This window comes from Paenibacillus pinihumi DSM 23905 = JCM 16419, from assembly GCF_000422505.1.
GTDB classification, from domain to species: Bacteria; Bacillota; Bacilli; order Paenibacillales; family Paenibacillaceae; genus Paenibacillus_D; species Paenibacillus_D pinihumi.
In genome coordinates this window covers 763,961-784,867 of sequence record NZ_KE383864.1, presented here as the reverse complement: position 1 = coordinate 784,867, position 20,907 = coordinate 763,961, and the positions used below count along the sequence as shown (strand labels likewise).

20 protein-coding genes and 1 other RNA gene are annotated in these 20,907 nt (G+C 50.5%); 19 read left to right on the top strand and 2 right to left on the bottom strand.

Annotation, left to right across the window (positions count from 1 at the left end; all coding sequences use genetic code 11):
* Nucleotides 1-17: 17 nt before the first annotated feature.
* The 5 genes from rpoD (at nt 18) to rnpB (ending at nt 4,590) form a co-directional block, all read left to right on the top strand.
* On the top strand, nt 18-1,139 hold the full coding sequence (gene rpoD, locus H583_RS0117770; RefSeq protein ID WP_028561649.1) for an RNA polymerase sigma factor RpoD: 1,122 nt from the start codon (nt 18-20) through the stop codon (nt 1,137-1,139).
* Nucleotides 1,140-1,334: 195 nt separating this feature from the next.
* A complete protein-coding gene (locus H583_RS0117765) occupies nt 1,335-2,162 on the top strand; it encodes a hypothetical protein (RefSeq protein WP_028561648.1) in 828 nt (275 codons plus the stop codon).
* Complete coding sequence (locus H583_RS0117760) at nt 2,163-2,942, top strand: tRNA (adenine(22)-N(1))-methyltransferase (protein WP_028561647.1); 780 nt, start codon at nt 2,163-2,165, stop codon at nt 2,940-2,942.
* Nucleotides 2,918-4,033, top strand: a complete 1,116-nt coding sequence (locus H583_RS0117755) for a Nif3-like dinuclear metal center hexameric protein (protein WP_028561646.1) — start codon at nt 2,918-2,920, stop codon at nt 4,031-4,033. The genes H583_RS0117760 and H583_RS0117755 overlap by 25 nt, the downstream gene beginning before the upstream one ends.
* A 148-nt stretch (nt 4,034-4,181) precedes the next feature.
* Nucleotides 4,182-4,590, top strand: an RNA gene (rnpB, locus tag H583_RS35465) — RNase P RNA component class A.
* Nucleotides 4,591-4,709: 119 nt separating this feature from the next.
* Here rnpB and H583_RS33325 read toward each other — a convergent pair.
* Nucleotides 4,710-6,611, bottom strand: a complete 1,902-nt coding sequence (locus H583_RS33325) for a S8 family peptidase (protein WP_051236576.1) — start codon at nt 6,609-6,611, stop codon at nt 4,710-4,712.
* A gap of 183 nt (nt 6,612-6,794) precedes the next feature.
* On the opposite strand from H583_RS33325, the gene H583_RS0117745 reads away from it, so the two are divergent.
* The 13 genes from H583_RS0117745 (at nt 6,795) to H583_RS0117685 (ending at nt 18,720) form a co-directional block, all read left to right on the top strand.
* Nucleotides 6,795-7,301 (top strand): YpuI family protein, encoded by a 507-nt coding sequence (locus tag H583_RS0117745; protein ID WP_028561645.1) that lies wholly within the window; start codon nt 6,795-6,797, stop codon nt 7,299-7,301.
* A 43-nt stretch (nt 7,302-7,344) separates the two neighbouring features.
* The gene (locus H583_RS0117740) at nt 7,345-7,563 is read left to right on the top strand and encodes a DUF1540 domain-containing protein (protein ID WP_425414525.1); all 219 of its coding nucleotides are present in this window, start codon (nt 7,345-7,347) and stop codon (nt 7,561-7,563) included.
* 6 nt (nt 7,564-7,569) lie between these two features.
* The gene (locus H583_RS35390; protein WP_051236574.1) at nt 7,570-7,947 is read left to right on the top strand and encodes a hypothetical protein; all 378 of its coding nucleotides are present in this window, start codon (nt 7,570-7,572) and stop codon (nt 7,945-7,947) included.
* 165 nt (nt 7,948-8,112) lie between these two features.
* Nucleotides 8,113-10,041, top strand: coding sequence for an FAD-dependent oxidoreductase (locus H583_RS0117730; protein ID WP_028561643.1), 1,929 nt, complete (start codon nt 8,113-8,115; stop codon nt 10,039-10,041).
* Nucleotides 10,042-10,119: 78 nt separating this feature from the next.
* The gene (locus H583_RS0117725; RefSeq protein WP_028561642.1) at nt 10,120-10,800 is read left to right on the top strand and encodes a lytic transglycosylase domain-containing protein; all 681 of its coding nucleotides are present in this window, start codon (nt 10,120-10,122) and stop codon (nt 10,798-10,800) included.
* A 190-nt stretch (nt 10,801-10,990) separates the two neighbouring features.
* On the top strand, nt 10,991-12,154 hold the full coding sequence (locus H583_RS0117720; RefSeq protein WP_028561641.1) for a cysteine desulfurase family protein: 1,164 nt from the start codon (nt 10,991-10,993) through the stop codon (nt 12,152-12,154).
* Entirely contained in the window at nt 12,155-13,375 is a 1,221-nt protein-coding gene (gene thiI / locus H583_RS0117715) for a tRNA uracil 4-sulfurtransferase ThiI (RefSeq protein ID WP_028561640.1), read from the top strand. It abuts the gene before it with no gap.
* A gap of 66 nt (nt 13,376-13,441) precedes the next feature.
* Nucleotides 13,442-14,104 (top strand): TerC family protein, encoded by a 663-nt coding sequence (locus H583_RS0117710; RefSeq protein ID WP_028561639.1) that lies wholly within the window; start codon nt 13,442-13,444, stop codon nt 14,102-14,104.
* 130 nt (nt 14,105-14,234) lie between these two features.
* Entirely contained in the window at nt 14,235-14,726 is a 492-nt protein-coding gene (locus H583_RS0117705; protein WP_028561638.1) for a hypothetical protein, read from the top strand.
* A gap of 46 nt (nt 14,727-14,772) precedes the next feature.
* The gene (gene typA, locus H583_RS0117700) at nt 14,773-16,611 is read left to right on the top strand and encodes a translational GTPase TypA (RefSeq protein ID WP_028561637.1); all 1,839 of its coding nucleotides are present in this window, start codon (nt 14,773-14,775) and stop codon (nt 16,609-16,611) included.
* A 23-nt stretch (nt 16,612-16,634) separates the two neighbouring features.
* Complete coding sequence (locus tag H583_RS0117695) at nt 16,635-16,940, top strand: YlaH-like family protein (protein WP_028561636.1); 306 nt, start codon at nt 16,635-16,637, stop codon at nt 16,938-16,940.
* Nucleotides 16,941-17,147: 207 nt separating this feature from the next.
* On the top strand, nt 17,148-18,212 hold the full coding sequence (locus H583_RS33315; RefSeq protein WP_036709907.1) for an LCP family protein: 1,065 nt from the start codon (nt 17,148-17,150) through the stop codon (nt 18,210-18,212).
* Between the two features lie 55 nt (nt 18,213-18,267).
* Nucleotides 18,268-18,720 carry a PNPOx family protein gene (locus tag H583_RS0117685; RefSeq protein WP_028561635.1) on the top strand — a complete coding sequence of 151 codons (453 nt, stop codon included), beginning with the start codon at nt 18,268-18,270 and terminating at the stop codon, nt 18,718-18,720.
* Between the two features lie 96 nt (nt 18,721-18,816).
* Here the strand turns inward: H583_RS0117685 and H583_RS33310 are convergent, their stop codons facing one another.
* Entirely contained in the window at nt 18,817-19,350 is a 534-nt protein-coding gene (locus tag H583_RS33310; RefSeq protein WP_036709905.1) for a YhcN/YlaJ family sporulation lipoprotein, read from the bottom strand.
* Between the two features lie 132 nt (nt 19,351-19,482).
* On the opposite strand from H583_RS33310, the gene H583_RS0117675 reads away from it, so the two are divergent.
* Nucleotides 19,483-20,820 (top strand): PhoH family protein, encoded by a 1,338-nt coding sequence (locus H583_RS0117675; RefSeq protein WP_028561634.1) that lies wholly within the window; start codon nt 19,483-19,485, stop codon nt 20,818-20,820.
* Nucleotides 20,821-20,907: the final 87 nt, after the last annotated feature.

The window sequence follows — 20,907 nt, the reverse complement described above, 5'->3', positions numbered from 1 at the left end:
GAGGAGGGAGTCGGAATATGGCGAATGATCAGCATACTGAACTAGAAACTGAGCAAAAGCTGGAACTGGTTAAAGAGCAGCTTATTGAACAAGGGAAGAAACGTTCTTCTCTCACTTACAAGGAAATTGTAGAGAAGCTCTCTCCTTTTGATCAGGACCCTGAGCAAATGGATGAGTTTTTTGAGCAGCTGGATGACATCGGCATTGAAGTTGTCAATGAGAACGAAGACTTGCCTCATTCCGCAGAAGAAAATGATCGCGAGCATGACGACTTTAACTTTGAAGATGACCTGGCTCTCCCGCCGGGGATTAAAATCAATGATCCGGTGCGCATGTATCTGAAGGAAATCGGCCGGGTGCCGCTGCTTTCAGCAGATGACGAGATTGAGCTGGCCAAGCGAATTGAGAAAGGTGACGCAGAGGCCAAGCGCAGATTGGCGGAAGCCAATCTGCGGCTTGTAGTCAGCATAGCGAAGCGCTATGTGGGCAGGGGCATGCTGTTCCTTGATTTGATTCAGGAAGGCAATATGGGTCTGATCAAGGCGGTTGAGAAGTTCGATTTCACTAAAGGCTTCAAATTCAGTACCTATGCTACCTGGTGGATACGCCAGGCCATAACCAGAGCCATTGCTGACCAGGCACGTACAATCCGCATTCCGGTTCATATGGTCGAAACGATTAATAAGCTAATTCGTGTCTCCAGACAGCTCCTCCAGGAATTGGGCCGTGAACCGACACCAGAGGAAATTGCCAGCGAGATGGATTTAAGTGTAGATAAAGTACGGGAAATTATGAAGATTGCCCAAGAGCCTGTATCGCTTGAGACGCCGATTGGGGAAGAGGATGATTCCCATTTGGGTGATTTCATTGAGGATCAGGAGGCGCTTGCCCCGGCTGACGCGGCTGCTTATGAGCTGCTCAAGGAGCAATTGGAGGATGTGCTGGATACATTGACTGAACGTGAAGAAAATGTGCTCCGGCTACGCTTCGGACTGGATGACGGGCGTACGCGCACGCTTGAAGAGGTAGGCAAGGTGTTTGGTGTCACCAGGGAAAGAATTCGCCAGATTGAAGCCAAGGCTTTGCGAAAGCTTCGTCATCCCAGCCGCAGCAAACGTCTGAAGGATTTTCTGGAATAAGCCTAAACGGACCTTCTGCTTCGGCAGCAAGGTCTTTTTTTTCGGTATGATGGGGCCGAATCCGGCTGTTCATCATACACATTGCAAATTGCAGAATTCTTAACTATTCGATGCGAAAGCTAGTGCCAAGGACGGTGTCAGCCGTTTGCGCTTGAAGATTTCATTATTCTTTCTTCAGGGGAGGAACCGTGAAGCATGGATCAGGAACGACGGAAAGTGATTATTAAAGAAATCGAGCATTGGCAGAGCAGCAAACTTCTTCCCGATCAATATTGCAATTTTTTGCTTAATCTCTATCTGGACGAGCCGGACAAAAAGACGCCAGCCGGCTGGAACGGCAAAGCGGCAGCAGCCTTGCAGCAGGCAAGCGGAAAGCTGTGGCTAGGCGTTTTTGCACTTATTGCACTGGTCGGATGTATTGTCATTTATTTTAACGATTTTCATCCTGCAATGCAAATGGCTACGGCAGCTCTTGGAACCTGGGTGCTGCTGTGGCGGGGACAGAAGCTTAGAAAGCGGCATGAAGCCGCGGGCTTGTCTCTGACCGGGCTCGGCATGATGTGTATGCTGGGCAGCGGCCTTTATATTTTTCATCTGCATAAGCTTTCGGGCGAGAGCCTGGAACTGATCTATTTGGGGTTATGTGCCTTGTTCTGGATTTCATACGGAATAGCGGCAAGGATTCCGCTGCTTCATCTGTGCGGTTGGATTGCTGCTATTATGGTGTATGCTCTAGTGCTGTACAACTATATGACAGCCCCGAAATGGTATGATGTGCAGTTGTATTGGATGCCTGCCTCCTTTATCTATGCATGGGGAAGCTGGTTCGTAAAACGATGGTCGAAGCCGGTATCGGCCATACTGTTCGCAATTGCTGCATTATTGTGGTTTATGCCGGAAATTTACAGCATTCTGCTGTTGGACAGTCCACTGTGGATTCAGGTGCAGTTGTTGGTTAAAATGACTTTGGGAGGCATATTGCTGTTCTCCCTCCGAAAAAAATGGATTGCGTGGGTAGCTTAAATGTTGAATATTTCAAAGCGTTTGGAAAGTATAGCTCATTTTGTCGGACAAGGCCGGAGGGTCGCCGATATCGGCTCGGATCATGCCTTGCTTCCGGTGTATTTGCTGCAAAGCGGCAAAACTCCTTCTGCGATTGCAGGGGAGCTTAATGCAGGACCATATGAGGCAGCCCGCAGACAGGTAGCAGGTGCGAGGCTGGAGGAAGCAATTAAAGTGAGACAGGGTAATGGCCTGGAGGTTATTCATCCTGGTGAGACAGACACAATTACAATCGCCGGCATGGGCGGCGGACTTATCCGGGATATTCTGGAGGCAGGAAGGCTGCAGGGTAAGCTTGAAGATGTGCAGGAACTGGTGCTCCAGCCCAATGTAGGAGAAGATCTGGTCAGGAAATGGCTCGTCCGCAATAATTGGTATTTGCAAGAGGAGGCTATCCTTGAAGAGGATGGCAAAACTTATGAGATTTTGCATGCCGTCCGTGGAGCGGATGCCATGAAGCGTAATGAGGAATTGTACGATTCTGCCTTCTGGCAAGCGGCTTATGGAAGATCACTGCGGCCAGAACTGCTGTATTTGATGGGCCCGTGGCTGCTTAGAAAGCCTGATATAGATGGTGTATGGCTGCGAAAATGGGACCGGGAAATCGAGAAGCTGGAGAAAATCAGCCTTCAAATGGGACGCTCGGATCTTGCGGAGTCGAAAGAGAAGCAAAAACAATTGCAACGGGATATGAATGAATTAAAGGAGGTGCTTGCGTGCTTGCAAACGGACAAACTGTAATTCAAATGATGGAGGAGCTTGCTCCAAAGCATTACGCGGTTGAGGGGGACAAGATTGGAATTCAGGTAGGGACGCTTAACAAGCCGGTCAGCAAGGTGCTCGTTGCACTTGATGTAACCGATGAAGTTGTAGATGAAGCAATTGCATCCGGGGCAAATCTGATCATTGCCCATCACGCGGTCATTTACCGTCCGCTTGCCAAGCTCGATTTCTCGACTCCGGCAGGCAGATTGTTCGAGAAGCTGATCAAGCATGACATCGCCGTCTATATCTCTCATACGAACCTGGATGTGGCAGACGGCGGAATCAATGACTGGATGGCGGAAATGCTGGGTCTTGAAGGCAGGGGCAATCTGGAAGAGGTACATAACGACCAGCTTTACAAACTCGTAGTATTTGTGCCGAAGGATCATCATAAGCAGGTGCTGGAAGCGATGTGGAAGGCTGGTGCGGGGCAGATCGGACACTACAGCAACTGCAGCTTCAATATAGACGGCACAGGTACTTTCCGTCCAGGGCAAGGGACTGATCCGTTTATCGGGGAGCATGGAAAGCTGGAGCAGGTATCCGAGGTGCGTGTGGAGACGATTGTGCCGCTGTCGGCAAGACGCAAGGTGGTGCAGGTGATGCTCAAGGCGCATCCCTATGAAGAGGTTGCGTATGATCTGTATGCTGTGGATATGAAAGGGCGTTCCTTCGGTCTTGGCCGCGTAGGACGTTTGCCTGAGGCGGCAACCTTGCAGGAGCTCGCGGAGCAGGTAAAGCAGGTCTTCGAGGTGCCTGCCGTACGTGTAGTAGGCAAGCTGGACAGGCCGGTGCGCAAGGTGGCTGTGCTGGGTGGTTCAGGGGGCAGATATGTCAGCAAGGCGCTGTTTGCCGGGGCGGATGTGCTGGTGACCGGAGATATTGACTATCATACGGCTCATGATGCACTGGCTGCAGGACTTGCCATTATCGATCCGGGACATAACATCGAGAAGCTGATGAAGCCGCGTGTTGCACAGTGGCTTGACGAAAAGCTCAAGGAAAAGGGATATGCTACGGAGGTTCAACCGTCTGCACTGTCAACGGAAGTATTTCAGTTTATGTAGGTATTTGTAATTATCCGGCATTATTGTTGATTGCAATGGTCAGGCTGCTTGCAGCGGACTGAAATTGTATGATTGTATGTGGCAATAATAATTTCAACTGGAGGACTTGAGCTTTGCGCCGATTCCTAGTATACTAGCAAAGCACCGGAAAGTTTGACAGACAATCGCCGGCAGCTATATGGCTGCGGGAGGAAAGTCCGGGCTCCATAGGGCAGGATGCTGGATAACGTCCAGTCAGCGCGAGCTGAAGGATAGTGCCACAGAAACGGACCGCCGATGGCCTGTATCCGTACAGGCACAGGCAAGGGTGGAACCGTGGTGTAAGAGACCACGAGCGGTGTTGGTGACAACACGGCTGGTAAACCCCATCTGGAGCAAGACCTAAGAGAACACAGCGGCTTCGCGCCGCGGCTCTGGCACCGGAGCGTGTTCGGGTTGGTCGCTTGAATTTTCTAGCAATGGAAAATCTAGATAGATGATTGTCGCCTTACAGTGGGAGGGTCGTTCCCGTTCGGACCACTTCAGGTACAGAACCCGGCTTACGGCAAACTTTCCGTCACGAATAGCCTTTGAACATCAGCAAGTTGTTCATATAGAAGAGGGACCGTCGTATGACATGATTATATTCATGTCACGGACGGTCCCTTTCTTAATTATATTATCGAATCCAGCGTAATTAGCGTTTGTTAAACAGTTCACTCAGCTTTCGCTGGAACATTTCTGTAATTCCGACAAGCGAAAAGCGGTTTGCCGGAGGTGTGACAGAACTTTGCGCTTCCGGCTGTAACCCGCCGACAGCGGCAGCAAGCGCTCTGACAACATCAATCTGTCCGTAACCAAAGGAAGTATCCTTTCCAGGGGCACCAAGATCCGTGCTGGTATCCCGCATAAGCTGCATCACTTCTTCGTTACTCAGGTCCGGGTTTTTGGAGCGTATCAGTGCAGCAAGTGCTGCTACGTGAGGACTGGCCATTGATGTGCCGGACAAGGCTGCATATTGACTTCCAGGGTAGGTGCTGGCAATGCTGGCGCCCGGAGCTGCAACATCAATGTAGTCGCCGTAATTCGAGAAGTGGGCTTTCTGCCCGTTATTGTCTGTTGCAGCTACGGCAAATACCTCCGGATAAGCTGCAGGATAGCCCGGCCGGTCTGTATTGTCATTGCCGCTTGCGGCTATAAGAACGACATCATGATCATAGGCGTACCTGATGGCATCATGAAGGAATTCCGCGGATGCATAGTTGCCCAGACTCATATTAATAACCTTCGCTCCGTGATCTGTCGCCCAAATGATGCCTTCGGCAACTGAGTAGGTAGTGCCCGCTCCTGATGAATCGAGAACCTTGACGGGAAGCACTTTGTTGAACCATGATATACCGGCTACACCTTCGCCGTTGTTGACAGCGGCAGCGATAATACCGGATACGTGAGTGCCGTGGCCGACATCATCATCGGGCTTGGATTCTTTGTCCACGATATTGACGCCTTCCAGCACTTGCCCTTTCAAATCAGGATGATCGGCCTGAACACCCGTATCGAGCACTGCAACGACAACCTCATTGCTGCCGCGCCCGACACTCCAGCCTTTCTCCGTCTCAATAGAAGGCAGGTTCCATTGATACTCCGAATACAAGGCGTCGTTCGGGATAATCGGCTTGATCTGCTGCTCATTCACCTTCATGTTCCAGTTGGTCATATAGAAGTAATGCGGCTCTACATAATGCAACTTATGATTTTGCTTGAAATAATGCATTAGTTCTTCGGTCTTCATGGACTTGGAACGAAATACAAATGTATAGCCAAGTTTGTGCACGTGATCGGCTGTTATTTCCTTGCGGATGTCATCCAAACGTTGCTTGTCGGGGTCCTGATGAAACTTTACGACAACTTCATTCGTATGGTAATGGGAGGCATCCCCATTATCTTCACCTGTTTTTACTTCAGTGCGGTTTAATGTTCCAGGTTCCACAGTCTTGGTTTTATATTTCGTTTCATGCGGATAGGGGACAAGCCGCAGGTTGCGAAGCTGATGCTGCTCGACCTGATCCAGAATATGCTGTTTGACAACACCGACAAGCCCTTGGCCCGGATGCTTCGGATCAGGAGTGCCGAGCACCATGTATCTTGCACCGCTTTTCAGCTTTAATGTGCCGGAATGATACTCTTCACTCCGCTTGACTGCAATTTTGGCACGTTCTGCATAATCGGCTACGCCGGGCGGCAACGTACCATATTTTGCGCTCCCGGAAGCATCATGCCAGCTCATGTACTCCATATGAGGGTGTTTATTCATCATAGAGCGGATATAGGCACGCCGCTCCTTGCCACTTTGGGAAGCTGCAACGGCTTTGGACATTTGCTTGCGGCACTCCGCGTAGCACAGCATCGCGGTTTTATCCATATCGTTTTGCAGGGCGGCAAGCTTAAGCGTCTTTTCTTCGTGAGAGCCCGGTTTCGGCGTTACTTCAGCTGTCTGCCTAGGGGCAGAGGGAGAAGGAATAAATATAGGGGCAATATGAATAATTAATGCCAATGCAGCCAAGCTCATGAACCACATGGCAATTTTTCGTCGACGCATTGATTTCAGCCTCCCGGTTGTATTTTTATCTTGGCAACATACCGTTAGGGTAAGATGAAACGATTGAAAATATACCGGAAATCAAGCCAATCCGCAGTACCATCCGGATGTAATTTGTGGTACCATGTTGTTGGTGAAGTTGACCAAGTGTTTTGGCAATGACGAAAGGGGATTCTGATACTGATGCCATCTACTAATGTGAAACAGCTTTGTGAAGACGCAAGAGAGAAATTAAAAATATCGATTGAACAACTCGAAAGCTTTTTGAACCGTTATTCGCTTCCGGAATTATCCGGCGAACAGCAAGAGGGGGATAATGCGGAGCCATTTTACAAAGGACTGTTGTCCGACCTTCGTCATCTGCTTGTATTCTCTGAGGTATCGTATGAGAAACTTGGCGTTGCGCTGAGACGTCCCAATTTCGATACTGAATTTGCAGAGCGTGCTCTGTATGAAGTATACCACCAATGTGTAAATGCGTATTTTTACCCGAAAAATGAAGGTTATTCCGAAGATGGCCGCTATGCATATACAGGCCAGGATGCGATTCGCTTCCTGTTCAAACCTGTTCAGCATGCAAAGGATATTGTACTGGGCGTATCCAAAGTGTATGAGGAATTGCGTGATGACCTCTCATATTATGAGAGCGACTATATGACACAGCAGCGCATGCAGCGCCAAAATAAGTAAGGATAGCCCCCCTTGTTAACGGGAAACTTGTTAACGGGGGGTGATGATGATGCCACAAGGCGTCAAATGCAGCGTATCCAACTGTGCTTTCTGGAAGCAGGGGAACAATTGCAATGCGGAACAAATTATGATTGATATCGATCAGCATGCCAGCGCCCATTATGACACCGAATTTGCCGAGGATGGCTTGAGCAGCAACCATAAGGACCTTGCAGAGAACTCCTCTGTAACCTGCTGCCATACTTTCCGGCCCCAGGGGTGAGCACAGATGGGCGACTCACTCGACGCAAAGGGCAAGAAGCTTAATCAGCACAGGCGGTACGATACAGAAACTTCTGCTGAGCTGTCTATTCCGGCTCGCGGATATTCTGTCACAGAAAGAGATCATGAGCAGGCTTATGTGTCAAAGCGGATTGAAGCAGAATACGATTATTCTGGTTCAAGAACGCTTGGTATTGTTGCATTATGCTTTGCACTTGCATCTTGGCTCGTATGGCCGGCGCTGATGGGCGCAACATCAGCCGTAATTGGCTATATGGCCTATCGTCAGGGCAGCCGTTCACTCGGTATCTGGTCGATTTCCTTAGGTTTAATCGCCATCGTGTCACATCTTGTAATAATTCCTTTATATTTCGCATTCAGCTAATCGTTCCTCTCCGGCATAGATTTTCCGGTAATGCATGTTTGCATCTCCCTCAAAGGGGACCGGATCGCTGCTGACAGTCAAATTTGCCCGGGTGGCAGGCTTACCTGCTGCCCGGGAATTTTTGTTAGAGAGGATGTTTTTAGAATCAAGACCACAAGAAAACTGTTGCAAAGACCGCTTGCACTAGCGATAATTGCATTTTCCATTTTATTAGTTGCAGCTATGCTTTCCGGGGCATGGTATTGGAAGAAAGTCCGTTATGATTTTACAAATCCTTATCCGGAGCAACCGCTGCTCAAGGTCGAATCCGTAACCAAACTTGCAGATCATTATGATGTTATTGTGACAGGGTCAGACCCGGAGGGGATTGCTGCGGCAGTGTCAGCAGCCCGCAACGGGCAAAGCGTTCTGCTCGCAGACGGCAAGCATCGCACGATGCTTGGCGGACTTATGACCGAAGGCGGACTGAATACAATCGATTTTAACTATGCGCCGGAGAAAAAAACACTATTCAATTTTCTGCGCAAGCCCGATATATTAAATAAAGGCATTTTTCAGGAATGGTACAACCAGGTTGAAGGAACCTCTTTTGATGTGGTCTCCGCAGCCAATGCATTTTACCGGATGGTCCATCAGCAGGAAGGTCTCGACCTTTTGATGAATGTCCGGTCAATGGAGCCGATTACTGAACAGCTTCCCGCAGGAAAAGCGGTCACAGGAATCCGGTTCGTCCTGGAAGATGGCAGCACAAAAGATATTCAATCCGGTACCGTTATCGATGCTACCCAGGATGCGGACATTGCAGCGGCTGCAGGTGCTCCTTTTACAATGGGCCGCGAAGATATCGGAGACTCCAAATCCCTGATGGTAGCCACACTTGTATTCAAGCTGGATGGCGTGACCCAGGAGGTGTGGGAGGAGATGGGAAGACACAACGATGCGAAAATCGACCGGATGAGCATCTGGGGCTATCATGAAGCGAGGGAGTACAAGCCTACAGATCCGGCCAAGGTCAAGATGCGTTCTCTGAATATCGGGAGGCAAAATGACGGCTCGGTTCTGATTAACTCCATGCAGCTTTTTGACATCAATCCGCTCGATCCGGAATCTGTACGACGGGGAATCGAGACGGGGCAGCATGAGGCACCTCTGATTGTAGATTTTTTGAAGAAACGATTTCCCGCCTTTGCCAATGTGAAATACGGTGGGACCGCGGCCGAGCTGTACATAAGGGAATCACGACATATTAAGGGAGAATACCGTCTGACGCTCGCGGACGTTATGGAAAATAGAGATCACCCGGACGCTGTTGCCTATGGCTCTTATGCCATTGATATCCAGAGTACAAGCAGCGGTCAAATCGGCACGATTTTAATGAATCCGGAGCAATACGGCATTCCATTCGGCAGTCTGGTTCCTCTGGAGGTGGACAGGCTGCTGGTTGTTGGACGGGCAGCCAGCTTTGATACGCTGCCTCATGGAAGCGCGAGGGTCATCCCGGTAGGGATGGCAACAGGAGAAGCTGCGGGCGCCGCAGCCAAGCTTGCCGAAGAGAACCATACCAGCCTTCGTGAGCTCTCCCGTTCAGACCGTCTGATGAAGGAACTGAGAACGCGCCTGAAGAAGCAGGGAATGGACTTGTCCATGAAGCAATTTGAATTTCCTTCTTATATGACGCATAAAGCGTATAAGGGACTGCTGGCGGCAGCAAGCATGTATTTGACATCCGGCAGCTATTCCAATAATGAGTGGGATCTGGACGGTACATCCAATCCGCAGCGTTTTGTCAATATGATGAGACGGGTCAAGGCTGTGCACCCGGAGCATTTCCCGAATGATCCGATGGAAGCCATTCGCGGGCTCGATCAGCCACGCAACCAGCCGCTTACACTCGATGAGGCCGCCTATATTATCTGCCATTCAGCCGGCCGCACGGCGCCTGAGAACAAGGCGCTTGACGATTTGCAGGAGCTTGGCTGGATCAGTGAAGAAACCCTCAAGAGCATTGACAAGCCGGAGAGCTTGTCCAACGGGGAAGTTTTCATGCTGATAAGAGATTTGACTGATTATTACCTGAATATCCGCTACAAATAAGATTCAGACGGACAGAGCTGGTTTCAAAGAAGCAAAACGTGTACAATAATAACTACGATTAGACAACGGAGGTTTGGTATGAGCATTGATCCTCGTGTCATGAAAACATTGCTGCAACTGCAATGGATGCCTTCGGCAGATATAAGCAAAGCCTCTGCTGACAATATTTTTACCACAGAGGACGGTTCGCCGACTTCATTGTTTCAAACCATGCTGAATCAACTTGCCCAGTCTGAGCCCGCAGCTGCCGCTGCGGATGCCGCACCGGGCATTCATGATCGCCTTGCGGCGCTTTCTGCTGCCGGGTGGACGCCAGCTGCCGCTCAAAGCACGGCATTCCGCCAGGACAGCACGAATTACGATATCCTGATTGATGAGGCTGCGCAAAAATACGGGGTTGACCGTTCGCTGATTGCATCCGTTATTCATAATGAATCTTCCTTCAATCCGAATGCGATATCGTCATCGGGTGCGAAAGGTCTGATGCAGCTTATGGATGGTACCGCCCGCGGGCTGGGTGTCACCGACTCGTTCGATCCGGTGCAAAATATTGACGGGGGAACACGTTATCTGTCCTTTCTCCTCCGCAAGTATGACGGTAATGAAGCAGCAGCACTTGCTGCCTACAACGCCGGACCGGGCAGAATTGACAGGCTTGGAATCCGGAATGATACGGATGTTATGGAGAAGCTCCAGCAGCTTCCTTCGGAAACGCGTAATTATATTCAAAAGGTGCTGACCACACGGGGACTGTACTAGCCTAAAGTTTCGTACCTTCATGAATTTCATGCTTATTTTCAAAGGATCACGGGCTCGGATGCATCATGCGTCTATAGTCCGTTGATCCTTTTGTTTGCAGCGGGAGGGGCCAGTGGCACCGCCTGGCAAGCTGTCTGTCCTATCGTTTGAAGACTGGCAGTATTTATCACTTATAAGGAGCAAAAACAAGATGCTATACTTTGATCATTGCTCGTCAACGCCGCCTCATCCGGATGTTGTGCGTACGCTTTCGGAGGTTATGCTCAAGCATTATGCCAACCCGGCATCCATCCATCAGATGGGCATGGAAGCAGACAAGCTGATACAGCGTGCACGCCAACTCGCTGCTGAACTGTATGCGACCAGGGCCGAGGAATGGATATTTACTTCCGGAGGCACGGAGAGCAACAATCTGGCCGTTAAGGGCATCGCACGATCCTATCGTCACAGAGGCAATCATCTGATTACGACCGGCATCGAGCATCCTTCGGTATACGAAGCCTTCAAGGCTTTGGAGGAAGAAGGATACGAAGTGACCTATTTGCCGGCAGAAGCAGACGGGCGGGTAAGCACCGGTAAGCTTGCAGCGGCGCTCACAGACCGCACCATACTGGTCAGTGTGATGCATGTCAACAATGAGACAGGCGCCATTCAGCCGATTGCTGAGATTGGACGGCTTTTGTCGGCATATCCCAAAATACTGTTCCATGTTGACGGTGTGCAGGCGGCAGGAAAGCTGGAGACCGACCTCAAAGGCTGGGGAGTCGATCTGTACAGCATCTCGGCACACAAATTACAGGGGCCAAAGGGCAGTGGCTGGCTTTATGCCAGAGAGGGGCTTATGCTAAGCCCGGTGTTGTCCGGAGGCGGACAAGAGCGTGGATTGCGTTCCGGGACTCCCAATGTTCCGGGTATCATTGCCTCAGCCAAAGCGCTGCGCATGGCCGTACAAACCGCCAGCGAACGCCGGGAGCGGATGCTGGAGCTTCGCAGCAGACTGACTGCCGGGCTTGCCGGCATTCCCCAGCTGCTCATCCATGGAACTGATGGCTCGGAAGGAACAATGGCGCCGCATATTGTATGCTGCAGCCTGCCTGGGCTAAAACCGGAAGTCATCGTACATTCTCTGGAGCAGGAAGGAATTATCATCTCCACTAAATCCGCCTGTTCTTCACGCAAGGATCAGCCGAGCCGTGTCCTGCTTGCGATGGGCTGTACGCATGAAGTTGCGGTATCAAGCCTCAGAATCAGTCTCGGGGACGAGCATACAAAGCAGGATATTGACCGATTAATTGAGCGGCTCAGCATGATTGCAGCGAAGCTGGAACCGCTCGCCGCAAGGAGGCAACTATAAATGACAGACTACGATTTGGTAATTGTGCGCTTTGGAGAATTTACCTTAAAGGGACGCAACCGCTCGCGGTTCGAAAAGCAGATGTTCAAGCAGATTCAGACCGCGCTTGCCGACTATCCGCGTATTGAGGCTCTTCAAGACTTTGGCCGCGTCTATATTCATCTGAACGGGGAGCCGTACAAGCAGGTATGCGAGCAGCTCCAGTCCGTCTTCGGCATCGTTACGATGAGCCCGGTGATCAAGTGCAAGCCGGAGCTTGACGCGATTCGCGCTGCTGCGCTGGTGGCAATGAAGGTTTATGATTCCACCCCCCGGACTTTCAAGGTGTCAGCGCGCCGTGCCTGGAAGGAGTTCGAGCATAATTCACAAGCCATGAATAACCTGGTCGGCGGTTATGTGCTGAGAGCCCACCCGTGGCTTACAGTTGATGTCCGCAAGCCTGAAATTGAACTGCGCGTCGAAATCCGCAAGGAGTCGGGATACGTATTCAGCGAGGTGCTGCCAGGCGCGGGAGGCTATCCTTACGGTACGAACGGGAAGGCGCTGCTGCTGCTGTCTGGCGGTATTGACAGCCCGGTAGCCGGCTGGCTGGCGATGCGCCGCGGCTTGGAGATTGAGGCAGTTCATTTTCACAGTTATCCATTCACGAGTGAGCAGGCGCGGGATAAGGTCATTGAACTGGCGCGCAAGCTGTCCTTCTACAGCGGCGGCATCAAGCTGCATCTCGTTCCATTTACAGAGATTCAGACAACATTGGCAGGGGTCAAGCAGGACCAGTTGATCATCACCTTGATGCGGCGGGCGATGCTCCGCATTACCGAGCGGATTGCGGAGCGTCGCGGAGCGCTTGCGATTGTAACCGGGGACAGCCTGGGGCAGGTAGCCAGCCAGACACTCGGCAGCCTGAATGTCATAGGCAGGGCTTCGAGCCTGCCGCTGCTGCGGCCGCTCGTAATGACGGACAAGCAGGACATCGTCACCTATGCGGAGAAACTGGACACCTATGAAACTTCCATCCTTCCGTATGAGGATTGCTGTACATTGTTCGTTCCCAAGTCCCCGAGCACCAATCCGAATATGCGGATTGTTGAAAATGTAGAGGCAAGTCTCGTTGATTTGGAAAAGATGCTGGATGCGGCTGTAGAGGGCACAGAAGTGCTAAATATTCATCCATCCCAGCGTAATACCGCATCTGATGCAGGCGAGGACGAATGGTTTTAATGTTTTTTTGGACATAACCCCCCTTTATAACACATAAATCTAATTGTGATGAAGGGGGCGAGTCCAATGGAAAGTCTCGTTTTATTTATTCAAATTGTTTTTATTAATGTACTGCTCAGCGGGGACAATGCAATTGTCATTGCAATGGCGAGCCAGCATCTGCCGCCTGCCGAGCGCAAGCGGGCTATTTTTTGGGGAGCAGCCGCGGCCGTAGGCCTGCGCTGCGTGTTGACCCTCGTAGCCATATCGCTGCTCAAGATTCCATATTTGCAGGCGGCAGGGGCCGTTCTGCTGTTTATCATCGCCGTCAAGCTGCTGAGGGACGCACAGGAGGGTGGCGGGCACCCATCAGGTATTCGCAAGGCAGTGTCGCTTGGCACTGCGGTCCAGACGATCGTAGCGGCCGATTTTGTCATGAGCCTGGACAATGTGCTGGCAATCGCCGCGATTGCAGAAGGGCAGCCGCTGCTTATTCTGCTTGGCATTGGCCTGTCGATCCCGATGATTATATGGGGAAGCCAACTGCTGGGCGCTGTGCTGCGGAAATTTCCGCCGCTTATTTATATAGGTGCAGGCTTGCTCGGATACGCTGCGGGGAAAATGCTTGTTCATGACCCGGGCTTGAATCATATCCTTTTTCACAGTTCCCATACAGCTGCGGAGGCGATCCCGCTCCTGTCGATTCCGTTTGTAATTGTGTTGTCTCTATTGAAAAGACGCACGTCATGATGTGCTTTTTTTTATCGATTTTTGTTTCATACTGGTTTTTTCCCTGCGGTTCCATTAAACTAGAATAAAAACGTGTCGTCTTTCGTCAGGTGAATGCGGTTGGCGGTGCAGGATTGGGGGGACTAACCAAATGTCCAAAAACCAATATTCCGTAGGGATACTGATGCTTATTGCAGGCATCGTTATTTTGTTTGGGAAGCTGGGGGTATTTAGTTTCATCGGCTCGGTTTTTTGGCCTCTCTTTGTACTGATTCCCGGCATTTTGCTGCATGTACTGTTTTTCGGACGAATTTTCCCGGCTGTCGTCTTAATTCCAGGCGGCATGCTGTCAACTTATGCACTGCTGTTTTTCTACTGTAATGCATTTGGATGGAATCAACTGCAGTACTTGTGGCCGTTTTTTATTTTTGGTGTGGCTGTTGGTCTTTACGAATACTACATGTTCAATTACTCCCGTCAGCGCCGCATTCAAGTTGCCGCCTTCGTGCTTGCGGGCATAACAGCTGCGTGTTTCGGCTTTATGCTGCTGTGGAGCTGGGGAATCTACCTCGTTGCGCTGGTGCTTATAGCTGCAGGGGCATGGATTGTATTTGGACGGAGATTAAAATGGGCCAAATGGTAACAATGTTAAGAAGGACCTAATTTCAATTTGGAGAGGATCATCCAGAATGCATTTGAGAGAGAATTTACGCAATATCGCAATTATCGCCCACGTTGACCATGGTAAAACAACGCTGGTAGACAAGCTGTTACAGCAATCCGGAACTTTCAGAGACCATGAAGTGGTTCAGGAGCGCGCCATGGATTCCAACGATTTGGAGCGGGAGAGAGGCATTACGATTCTCGCCAAGAACACGGCAATTACCTACAAAGAGTTTCTGATTAATATTGTGGATACCCCTGGCCACGCCGACTTCGGCGGCGAAGTAGAGCGGATTATGAAAATGGTTGACGGCGTTTTGCTGGTTGTTGATGCATTCGAAGGCTGTATGCCGCAGACCAAATTTGTACTTCGCAAAGCACTTGAGCACCAGCTTACCCCGATTGTGGTCGTGAACAAGATCGACCGTCCAAATGCACGTCCTGCGGAAGTCGTGGATGAAGTGCTTGATTTGTTTATCGAGCTCGGCGCCAATGATGACCAACTGGATTTCCCTGTCGTATACGCTTCTGCACTGATGGGTACCTCCAGCCTTGATGCTGAAAAGCAGGATGAGAACATGCAGGCGCTGTATGAGACCATCGTCAGCCACATCCCTTCCCCTACAGAAAACGTTGAGGAGCCTCTGCAATTCCTCGTCACACTGATGGATTATAACGAATATCTTGGCCGTATTGCTGTTGGACGTGTCAATCGCGGTATCATCCGCCAAGGCCAGTCTGTTGCTGTCATGACCCGCGAGGGCGGACAAAAGCAGGCGCGTATCGAGAAGCTGTTCGGCTTCCAGGGGCTGAAGCGGATCGAAATCGCTGAGGCAGGCGCGGGAGACATTATTGCCTTCGCCGGAATCAAGGATATCAATATCGGGGAGACCATTGCTGACCCGAACAAGCCGGAGGCACTGCCAGTCCTTAAAATTGACGAGCCAACCCTTCAAATGACCTTCCTGGTAAACAACAGTCCTTTCGCAGGCCGCGAGGGCAAATGGGTAACTTCTCGCAAGCTTCGTGAGCGTCTGTTCAAAGAGCTGGAGACAGATGTAGCTCTGCGCGTAGATGAGACAGACAGCCCGGATGCATTCGTCGTGGCGGGACGCGGTGAGCTGCACCTTGGCATTCTGATTGAAAATATGCGCCGTGAAGGATTCGAGCTTCAGGTGTCCAAGCCTGAGGTTATTGTCAAGGAAATTGATGGAGCGCGTATGGAGCCGTATGAGCGCCTGATTATCGATGTTCCGGAAGAAAGCACAGGCGCGGTAATGGAAAGCCTCGGAACACGCAAAGCCGAGATGGTCAATATGATCAACAACGGTACTGGCCAGGTACGCCTGGAATTTATTATTCCGGCCCGTGGTCTGATTGGTTACAGAACCCAGTTTTTGACATTAACGCGCGGTTATGGAATTATGAACCATGCGTTTGACAGCTATGGTCCACTCGCTGGCGCTTCTGTTGGCGGACGTCATCAGGGTGTGCTTGTATCCACAGAAAACGGAAACTCCACATTCTATGGCATGATGTCCGTTGAAGATCGCGGGACATTGTTCCTGGAGCCGGGTACCGAAGTGTACGAGGGCATGATTGTTGGCGAACATAACCGTGATAATGATATCGTCGTCAATATCTGCAAAGAGAAGCAATTGACCAACGTGCGCTCTGCAACCAAAGAGGATACTGTGAAAATGAAGACTCCAATCATCTTCTCTCTTGAAGCGGCGCTGGAATATTTGAATGATGACGAATATTGTGAAATTACGCCGAAGTCTATTCGCTTGCGCAAAAAAATCTTGAACAAGAGCGAACGCGAACGTGCGGAGAAACAGCGTAAAACCGCACAACATAGCTAGAAAAAAAGGGAGGTTTTGCAAAAATGCAGGCATGGCTTAGCAACCATCCGCTTGTTTCTTACGTCTTAATATTGGGATCTGTTATTTATATCTTTAACAAGGTGTTCCGGGCCCAAAGACGTCTCCCGATTTTGAAGGAAATTTTGGTGCATCTGATGATGGCTCTTGGTTCGCTTGTTTTGCTTGTGCTGCAGATTGACAAGCTGCCTATCATCCAGTGTATGGCTGTAGCAATCGCGATGATGCTTATGCTTCGCGGCCGCCAGATCTACGACAAGTGGAAGGGCAATGCGAAGCCGGCAGGCCAGAAGCCGGAAGCCAAATCTTAACCCGCCTGCATGAGCGGCGGACAAGCCTATTGCAGACGGTGCTGCCCCGGCAAGGACCGAAGCAGTACCGTCTTTTTTCTTGCCTATGTTTATGATGGGCGTTGAGGGGCTTGTCGATTGCTCTTGCGGCAGACAGAAGGCAGGATTGTATACATAGGGTTTCATAAACTTGCCGTCCCGAAATATTACGATTGACAGGTGAAACGAATGACTGAACAAAAAGATCCGACGCAGATGTCTAGAAGCGCAGCGCGCTCCAAGAAATCATCGAAGCCTCCGAAGAAGAAGAAAAAACGCGGCGGCTGGGGAAAATGGGTTGCAATCATTACGCTTTTACTGCTATGTGGCGTAGCCGTCTATTTGGGATTTTTAGTTAACAAAACAAAAAATGTAATCGTCAATATTGGCAATACAACGGTCGTTGAAGTGCCGGAGAAAGATTCCGTTAAGGTCAAGCCGGTTACAATACTGCTGCTGGGACTGGATTCCCGTGAGAAGGGCGGAGGACTCAATACCGACGTAATCAAGGTGGTCACCTTAAGCCCGAAGACGAAGACAGCGACTATCGGTTCCATTCCGCGCGACACCAAGATTGAAATGCAGGGTGTTCCTTCTGCAAAGGCAAATGCCTATTATGCGAGATACTATATGGAAGCCAAGAAGGATAAGAAGGATAACGACCAGGCCCACAGTTATGCCCGCCGTGAAACCCGGGAGATGTTCAGTGATTACCTTGGCGTACCGATCAACTATACGATTGTGGTCAATTTTGACGCCCTTAAAGACGTTGTTGATGCACTTGGCGGTATTCATGCTGATGTAGACATTGATATGCGCTGGTGGGATACAGTGGACGGTACGGACATTAACCTGAAAAAGGGACCGCAAATTCTTGACGGCAAGCAGGCGCTTGATTTTGTGCGTTACCGCAAATCCAAAAACAAACAGACGAGAGAGTCCAGCGACTTCGAGCGTACTGCCCGTCAGACGCAGGTCATCTCGGCAATTTTGGATAAGATCAAGTCCCTGGATGGTATTACGAAGGCAGGAGAACTGCTTGAAGCGGTCGGCAATAATGTGAAGTCTGATATTCATCCGAAGGAAATTGAAAATATGATGACAACCTACTTCGGCATGAGCAGCGGTTCCATTGAGTCGGTACTGCTGGACGGCAAATGGGTAAGCCCGTACGTGTATGCTGATCAGGAGAGCCTGAGTGCGCTTCGAGAAGCGCTAAAAGCACGCCAGGCAGAGGAACCATTGGAACAATAATGAATAAATATGTTATAATCAGGCTAACCTTGATTCAATAAGGAGGCGCATGCGGATGACAGAAACCACTGCGGTACTATCCGATTCTCTATTGAACCAATTGAAGAAAGCCCCCTTTGTGCTGTTGCATACAGCGGATGCAGAGGATGGCTCGCCTACATCAGATTCCATATCCTGGATTTGGCCGGCAAGCAGCGAGAAACTGCGGTTTGCCATTGATGCGCGCTCCAGGCTGAATGCGAATCTTCAGGCCAAGCCTGAGGTATGTGTGACCCTGTTTGCGCCGGGTACGATACAGTCCGTTTACGGTCAGGCAAGCTGTCTGAATGAATCGCTGGACGGGGTTCCCTTTCAGCTCGCCTGCTATGAAATGATAATTACAAGCATCAAGGATGCCATGTTCTATGGCGGACGCTTGTGCGTGATTCCTGAATTTGAGATCACTTATGATAAACGTGCAGCTGACAAGCTGGACGGACAAGTGTTTGCTGCAATTCGAAAAGCCTAGTGAATGTTCACTAGGCTTTTTGTGTACTCTTTTTCCATTTCGTAATCATCATAGCCGCTAATTTTGCGTAAAGTAATAGAAGTCTCGATAGCTTGTTTACATCTTCTTGGGCATTTTTGGCGTATCTACATCCTCGGGCGGGACTGTATTACGCGGTGTTTGAGGCACAATGCGTCCGATGATGTCGGCCATCTCTTCGGCAAATCCCGAAATGGGGCGGCCGCGCCTGATATCGGCACCGATCTCTTTCAGACGTCCTGACAGATCCATATCTGCGGTAACCAGAGCATGAATGCCGTAAGGGTCTTTACGAAATGCTTCAGCAACGGAATATTTGATGGTTCCCACGCGGGAGCGTTCGAGATGCTCGTCCACATCGATACCGACAACAGCCCGATTGCCCATAATGACACAGTGGGCACGATTCACGCCAGGCACGCTTTCAGCCAAGGCTTCCAAATGTGCGGCCACCTGCCCCTTATCCGTTTCGGCCAGGGCACGCGGGTGAGTCTGCTGGGTGTGTACGCCATTATTATTTTGTGGAGAGGGTGATACTTCGTTCCGGGCACCATTGCCGCATCCTGCAACAACAAGGCAAAGCGCCGCTGCCAGCAATGAACGTTTGAGCATTTTTGCACCCATCCTTTCCTTATTGTGGTTCTGTTCCAGTTTGCCCTTACGCCCAGGATGCTATGTATGCGGAATTTGACAAGCCAATAATTGTTACCTCAAACCAAAAAAATGCTCCAGGAGGGTTCACGAATGACAAAAATTTTCGTGCTCGATACCAATGTGCTGCTGCATGATCCGCAAGCCATTTATGCATTTGAGGATAACGAGGTGGTTATCCCCGCAGTAGTGCTGGAGGAGATCGATTCGAAAAAAAGACTGGCTGACGAATTGGGCCGCAACGCCCGCAGCATATCCCGGCTGCTGGACGGACTGCGGGAGGATGGCCGTCTGCATGAAGGCATTCCGCTCAGAAACGGGGGGTTAGTCAAGGTTGAGCTGAATCATCGAAGTTTTGTCCGGGTACAGGAGATGTTTGGCGATATGTCCAACGATAACCGGATTCTTGCTGTGGCCCTGAATTACTTTCTGGAGGAGCAGGATAAAGCCGAAGAGGAGCGGCGCCAGATTGTGCTGGTGAGCAAGGACGTTCTTGTCCGGATCAAGGCGGATGTATTAGGTTTGCAGGCAGAGGATTATTTATCCGACCATACGGTAGAGGCGTCTGATATTTATACCGGCTATTCAACGGTGCATGTTCATCCATCCGTCATCGACGAATTTTACAGTTACCGTTTTTTGAGCGTGAAGAGCCTCAATCTGAATGTAAGGCTTCATCCGAATGAATTTGTCATTCTGCGTGATGAGATGGGGACCTCAAAGTCCGCGCTGCTGCGCGTCTCGCAGGATGGAGTGAAGCTGGAGCCTTTGTTCCTGAGCAATGACCCAGTGTGGGGCATTACCGCCCGCAATGCCCAGCAGCGGATGGCGCTTGAGCTGTTGCTCAGTGACGATGTGCCGCTTGTTACACTGACGGGTAAGGCGGGGACGGGCAAGACGCTGCTTGCGCTCGCGGCAGGGTTAATGAAAGTCGAGGATGAGCATAAGTATAAGAAGCTGCTCATTGCCCGACCTGTTGTGCCGATGGGCAAGGATATCGGCTATTTGCCGGGAGAGAAAGAGGAGAAGCTGCGTCCGTGGATGCAGCCGATTTATGATAATCTGGAATATTTGTTCGATACGAAAAAAGCAGGGGATATCGATAAAATTCTAATGGGGCTGGGCAGTATCCAGGTTGAAGCGCTGACCTATATTCGCGGCCGTTCGATTCCGGGGCAGTTCATCATCATTGATGAAGCCCAGAACCTGACCCGCCATGAGGTGAAAACCATCGTGTCCAGGGTTGGGGAGGGCAGTAAAATAGTTCTGATGGGGGACCCTGAACAGATCGACCACCCGTACCTCGACGCCGTCAGCAACGGCCTGACCTACATTGTGGAAAGCTTCAAGGCTCAGGGCTTGAGCGGACATATGACGCTGGAGAAGGGCGAGCGCTCCAAGCTTGCACAGCTTGCGGCTGATTTATTATAGCTGGCTGTCAGTATTGCTCTTTCCGTTTTTTGAATGTTGTTGTGCTTGCTTGTCTTTTACAACCAGCCCAAATGGCTGTGCTCCGGT

Coding starts and splice junctions, on each gene's coding strand:
- rpoD (WP_028561649.1), top strand. CDS start 18: ATGGCGAATGATCAGCATACTGAACTAGAAACTGAGCAAAAGCTGGAA.
- H583_RS0117720 (WP_028561641.1), top strand. CDS start 10,991: ATGCTATACTTTGATCATTGCTCGTCAACGCCGCCTCATCCGGATGTT.
- H583_RS0117675 (WP_028561634.1), top strand. CDS start 19,483: ATGACAAAAATTTTCGTGCTCGATACCAATGTGCTGCTGCATGATCCG.
- H583_RS0117765 (WP_028561648.1), top strand. CDS start 1,335: ATGGATCAGGAACGACGGAAAGTGATTATTAAAGAAATCGAGCATTGG.
- H583_RS0117740 (WP_425414525.1), top strand. CDS start 7,345: ATGATGATGCCACAAGGCGTCAAATGCAGCGTATCCAACTGTGCTTTC.
- H583_RS0117685 (WP_028561635.1), top strand. CDS start 18,268: ATGACAGAAACCACTGCGGTACTATCCGATTCTCTATTGAACCAATTG.
- H583_RS0117705 (WP_028561638.1), top strand. CDS start 14,235: ATGTCCAAAAACCAATATTCCGTAGGGATACTGATGCTTATTGCAGGC.
- H583_RS33315 (WP_036709907.1), top strand. CDS start 17,148: ATGACTGAACAAAAAGATCCGACGCAGATGTCTAGAAGCGCAGCGCGC.
- H583_RS33325 (WP_051236576.1), bottom strand. CDS start 6,611: ATGCGTCGACGAAAAATTGCCATGTGGTTCATGAGCTTGGCTGCATTG.
- H583_RS0117760 (WP_028561647.1), top strand. CDS start 2,163: ATGTTGAATATTTCAAAGCGTTTGGAAAGTATAGCTCATTTTGTCGGA.
- H583_RS33310 (WP_036709905.1), bottom strand. CDS start 19,350: ATGCTCAAACGTTCATTGCTGGCAGCGGCGCTTTGCCTTGTTGTTGCA.
- H583_RS0117695 (WP_028561636.1), top strand. CDS start 16,635: ATGCAGGCATGGCTTAGCAACCATCCGCTTGTTTCTTACGTCTTAATA.
- H583_RS0117745 (WP_028561645.1), top strand. CDS start 6,795: ATGCCATCTACTAATGTGAAACAGCTTTGTGAAGACGCAAGAGAGAAA.
- H583_RS0117725 (WP_028561642.1), top strand. CDS start 10,120: ATGAGCATTGATCCTCGTGTCATGAAAACATTGCTGCAACTGCAATGG.
- typA (WP_028561637.1), top strand. CDS start 14,773: ATGCATTTGAGAGAGAATTTACGCAATATCGCAATTATCGCCCACGTT.
- thiI (WP_028561640.1), top strand. CDS start 12,155: ATGACAGACTACGATTTGGTAATTGTGCGCTTTGGAGAATTTACCTTA.
- H583_RS0117710 (WP_028561639.1), top strand. CDS start 13,442: ATGGAAAGTCTCGTTTTATTTATTCAAATTGTTTTTATTAATGTACTG.
- H583_RS35390 (WP_051236574.1), top strand. CDS start 7,570: ATGGGCGACTCACTCGACGCAAAGGGCAAGAAGCTTAATCAGCACAGG.